The organism is Pseudomonas sp. GD03858 (assembly GCF_029840925.1).
Taxonomy (GTDB): Bacteria; Pseudomonadota; Gammaproteobacteria; order Pseudomonadales; family Pseudomonadaceae; genus Aquipseudomonas.
Genome location: NZ_JAOCDM010000194.1, coordinates 1 through 4,459, shown reverse-complemented (window position 1 = coordinate 4,459; position 4,459 = coordinate 1). Strand labels below are relative to the sequence as shown.

Annotated in this window: 4 protein-coding genes; all 4 read left to right on the top strand. The window is 64.8% G+C overall.

What is annotated here, in order from left to right; translation table 11 throughout:
- The first annotated feature begins 87 nt into the window (after positions 1–87).
- The 4 genes from alr to N5D48_RS25745 all read left to right on the top strand — a co-directional run bounded on the left by alr (position 88) and on the right by N5D48_RS25745 (position 4,404).
- A complete protein-coding gene (gene alr / locus N5D48_RS25760) occupies positions 88–1,161 on the top strand; it encodes an alanine racemase (protein WP_279888934.1) in 1,074 nt (357 codons plus the stop codon).
- A gap of 107 nt (positions 1,162–1,268) precedes the next feature.
- Positions 1,269–1,817 (top strand): cupin domain-containing protein, encoded by a 549-nt coding sequence (locus N5D48_RS25755; protein WP_011536384.1) that lies wholly within the window; start codon positions 1,269–1,271, stop codon positions 1,815–1,817.
- A 154-nt stretch (positions 1,818–1,971) separates the two neighbouring features.
- On the top strand, positions 1,972–2,376 hold the full coding sequence (locus N5D48_RS25750) for a c-type cytochrome (RefSeq protein WP_279809024.1): 405 nt from the start codon (positions 1,972–1,974) through the stop codon (positions 2,374–2,376).
- 168 nt (positions 2,377–2,544) lie between these two features.
- A complete protein-coding gene (locus tag N5D48_RS25745) occupies positions 2,545–4,404 on the top strand; it encodes an acetyl-CoA hydrolase/transferase C-terminal domain-containing protein (RefSeq protein WP_279888932.1) in 1,860 nt (619 codons plus the stop codon).
- Positions 4,405–4,459: the final 55 nt, after the last annotated feature.

Here is a 4,459-nt window from a genome sequence, read left to right as displayed (position 1 = left end):
TTCCCTCACCCCGGCGCGGTGGGTACCTACCCCCATCTGCCGCGCCGGGGCTTTACCGATAACCAGAACTGCCAGAAGGCTGCCGCCATGCGTCCCGCCCGTGCCCTGATCGATCTCCAAGCCCTCCGTCACAACTACCGCCTGGCCCGTGAGCTGACCGGCGCCAAGGCCCTGGCCGTGGTCAAGGCCGATGCCTACGGCCATGGCGCGGTGCGTTGCGCCCTGGCCCTGGAGCCAGACGCCGACGGCTTTGCCGTGGCCTGCATCGAGGAAGCGCTGGAACTGCGCGCGGCAGGCATCAAGGCCCCGGTGCTGCTGCTCGAAGGCTTCTTCGAGGCCAGCGAGCTGGCGCTGATCGCCGAGCATGACCTGTGGTGCGTGGTGCATTCGCCGTGGCAACTGGAGGCGCTCGAAAAGACGTCGCTGCACAAGCCGCTGACTGTGTGGTTGAAGATGGACACCGGCATGCACCGCGTCGGTGTGCATCCCAAGGACTACCAGGATGCCTACCAGCGGCTGCTGGCCAGCGGCAAGGTCTCGCGCATCGTGCTGATGAGCCACTTCGCCCGCGCCGATGAGCTCGATGCCAGCGCCACCGAGCAGCAGGTCGCCGTGTTCGAGGCCGCCCGCCAGGGCCTGGTCGCCGAGTGCAGCCTGCGCAACTCGCCGGCCGTGCTGGGCTGGCCGAGCATCAAGAGCGACTGGGTACGCCCGGGCATCATGCTCTACGGCGCCACCCCGTTCGAGCAGGCCCAGGCCGAAGCCGCGCGCCTGCAGCCGGTGATGACCTTGCAATCGCGCATCATCAGCGTGCGTGAACTGCCGGCCGGCGAGCCGGTGGGCTACGGCGCCAGGTTCGTCAGCCCGCGTCCGACCCGGGTCGGTGTGGTCGCCATGGGCTATGCCGACGGCTACCCGCGCCAGGCGCCCACCGGTACTCCGGTGGTCGTGGCCGGCAAGCGCACCCAGCTGATCGGTCGGGTGTCGATGGACATGCTCTGCGTCGATCTCACCGAGGTGCCCGAGGCCACCATCGGCAGCCCGGTGGAACTGTGGGGCAAGCAGGTGCTGGCCAGTGACGTGGCGCTGCAGGCCGGGACCATTCCGTACCAGATCTTCTGCAACCTCAAGCGCGTGCCACTGGACTATATCGGCGAATAGGGCGCCGAAGCGGACAGGCTGCGGGGCGGTGTGTTGTAAATACTGAACGGCATTGCCATCATATCGTTCACACTTCCCCACCTCGACCGTTTCTGGAGGCGCAAGCTTTGGACGTCGGTGAACGACTGCAAGCCATCCGTAAGCTCAAGGGCCTGTCCCAGCGCGAACTCGCCAAGCGCGCGGGCGTGACCAACAGCACCATCTCGATGATCGAGAAGAACAGCGTGAGCCCGTCGATCAGCTCCCTGCGCAAGGTGCTCAGCGGCATCCCCATGTCCATGGTCGAGTTCTTTTCGGTTGAACTGGCACCGGAAAGCCCCACCCAGATCGTCTACAAGGCCCACGAGCTGATCGACATCTCCGATGGCGCGGTGACCATGAAGCTGGTCGGCAAGTCGCATCCGAACCGGGCCATCGCCTTCCTCAACGAGGTCTACCCACCGGGTGCCGACACCGGCGAGGAAATGCTCACCCATGACGGCGAAGAAACCGGCATCCTGCTCGAAGGCCGTCTGGAACTGGTGGTCGGTACCGAGACCTTCATTCTCGAAGCCGGCGACAGTTACTACTTCGAGAGCACCCGTCCGCACCGTTTTCGCAATCCATTCGAAGAGCCGGCTCGGCTGATCAGCGCGGCGACTCCGTCGAACTTTTGATCCAGCGCAGTGCATTGATTCGCCAATACCCTTTCCCCGAGTGTGGTCGTTCCACGCTTTGCGCAGTGCCGCTATACTTTTCAACGCTCGCGATTCCGTGGCCGCGGGCGTGATTAGCCACCATGAGGGTGTTCGCGTGAACCAAATCAAGAAGATGCTGGCCGTACCAGCAGCCGTATTCGCCCTTTGGGCAATGAGCGCAACCGCTGCAACCAACGACGACATCGCCAAGCGCCTCGCGCCGGTCGGCCAGGTGTGCGTCCAGGGCCAGGAGTGCAAGGGCATGGAAGTGGTCGCCACTGCCGGCGGCGGCGGGGCCAAGACGCCGGACGAGATCATCGCCAAGCACTGCAACGCCTGTCATGGCACGGGCCTGCTGAACGCGCCGAAGATTGGCGACACCGCCGCGTGGAAGGAGCGCGCCGACCACCAGGGTGGTCTCGATGGCATCCTGGCCAAGGCCATCACCGGCATCAACGCCATGCCGCCGAAGGGCACCTGCGCCGATTGCTCGGATGAAGACCTCAAGGGTGCGATCAAGAAGATGTCGGGGCTGTGAGCCTGACCTGATTCGAGTAAAGCCCGCCATTGATGGCGGGCTTTTGTTTTTGTGCTGTCTGCGCCGGTCTCTTCGTGGGTAAACCCGCTCCCTCAGGGGACAGCACGGCAACCAACCTGCCAGGGCTCATGTCCAACCCCTGAACCCTAGATGTTCCAGGAGGCTCCGATGCAGCGCTGTTCCATAGACCAGGCCGTGGACGAGGTCCTGCAGCGCCTGCCCGCGCATATCCACATGGGGCTGCCCCTGGGCCTGGGCAAGCCCAACGCCTTCGTCAATGCGCTGTACGCCCGCATTCGCGAGCTGCCCGAGCGTCGCCTGACGATCTACACGGCTCTGTCCCTTGGCCGACCTGCGCTGGGCGACGGCCTGCAGCGCCGTTTTCTCGAACCCTTCGTCGAGCGCGTGTTCGCCGACTACGAAGAGCTCACCTACCTTGCCGACCTGCGTGCCGATACCTTGCCGGCCAACATTCGCGTCGAGCAGTTCTTCATGCAACCCGGCAGCCTGTTGCACAGCGCGCCGGCGCAACAGGACTACGTCAGCAGCAACTACAGCCACGCCGCCCGCGACATCAACGCCAAGGGCCTTAACCTGATCGCGCAACTGCTGGCGGCCACGCCCGAAAGGCCCGACCACCTGAGCCTGGCCTGCAATCCCGACATCACCCTCGACCTGCTGCCGATGATCGCCCGGCGCCGTGCTGCGGGAGAGACCATCCTGATGCTGGGCCAGGTCCACGACGAGCTGCCCTACATGGCTGGCGATGCGGAACTGGACGTGGCGCAATTCGACCTGCTGATCGACCAGCCCGAGCATCGCCGACTGTTCTCCACCCCGAACATGCCGGTGAACGCCCAGGACCACTGCATCGGCCTGTACGCCAGCACGCTGGTACGCGATGGCGGCACCCTGCAGATCGGCATCGGTGCCATGGGCGACGCGGTGACGGCGGCATTGCTGGCACGCCAGGGTGACAACGAAGGCTATCGAGCGCTGCTCGATGAACTGGAGATCGACCCGTGGCAGGCGCTGATCGAACGGGAAGGCGGGCTGGATACCTTCGCTCAGGGGCTGTATGGCTGCAGCGAGATGTTCGTCAACGGCTTGCTGGCCCTGGCCGAGGCCGGCGTGGTGCGACGCCCGGCCGACGAGCGCGGTGTGCTGATCCATGGCGGATTCTTCCTCGGCCCTCGGGCCTTTTATCAGCGCTTGCGCGAAATGCCCCTGGCGCAGCGCGCTCGCTTTGCCATGAGCGCTATCAGTTTCATCAACGAACTTTACGGCCAGGAAGACCTCAAGCGCCGCCAGCGACGGGACGCGCGCTTCATCAACACGGTATTCGGCATGACCTTGCTGGGCGCGGGGGTCGCCGACCAGCTCGAGGATGGCCGGGTGCTCAGCGGCGTGGGTGGGCAATACAACTTCGTCGCCCAGGGGCACGCGCTTGAGGGTGGTCGCTCGATCCTGCTGCTGCGCAGCTGGCGCGAGACCGGTGGCGAGGTCACTTCGAATCTCTACTGGACCTACGGCCACTGCACCATACCCCGGCACCTGCGCGACATCGTGATCACCGAGTACGGCATCGCCGACCTGCGCGGGCAGACCGACAGCGAGGTGATTGCGCGGTTGCTGGCGATCAGTGATTCACGTTTTCAGCGCGAGCTGATGGCGCAGGCCAAGGCGGCGGGCAAGCTGGCCAAGGACTTCGAGCTGGATGCGCGGTTCATGGACAATACGCCTGAGCGGCTCGAGGCCATTCGGGCACGGCATGCACGGCTGTTTCCGGAGTATCCACTGGGGACTGATTTCACGGCGCAAGAGCGGGATCTGTTGCGGGCGCTGAATTGGTTGAAGAGCAAGTTCAAGCTGAGCGAGGTCTTGGAGCTGGGCAAGGCAGCGTTGGATGCGCCGGGGCCCGAGGGGTATGAGGCACAGTTGGCGCGGATGAAGCTGGATAATCCGCAGGGTTTGAAAGAGGAGCTGTATCAGCGGTTGCTGCTGGCGGCGCTTCAGGCGACGCGATGATACCGGGCATTCCTGGCCCCCTGTAGGAGCGGCCTTGCCGAAGCGTCGGACCGGT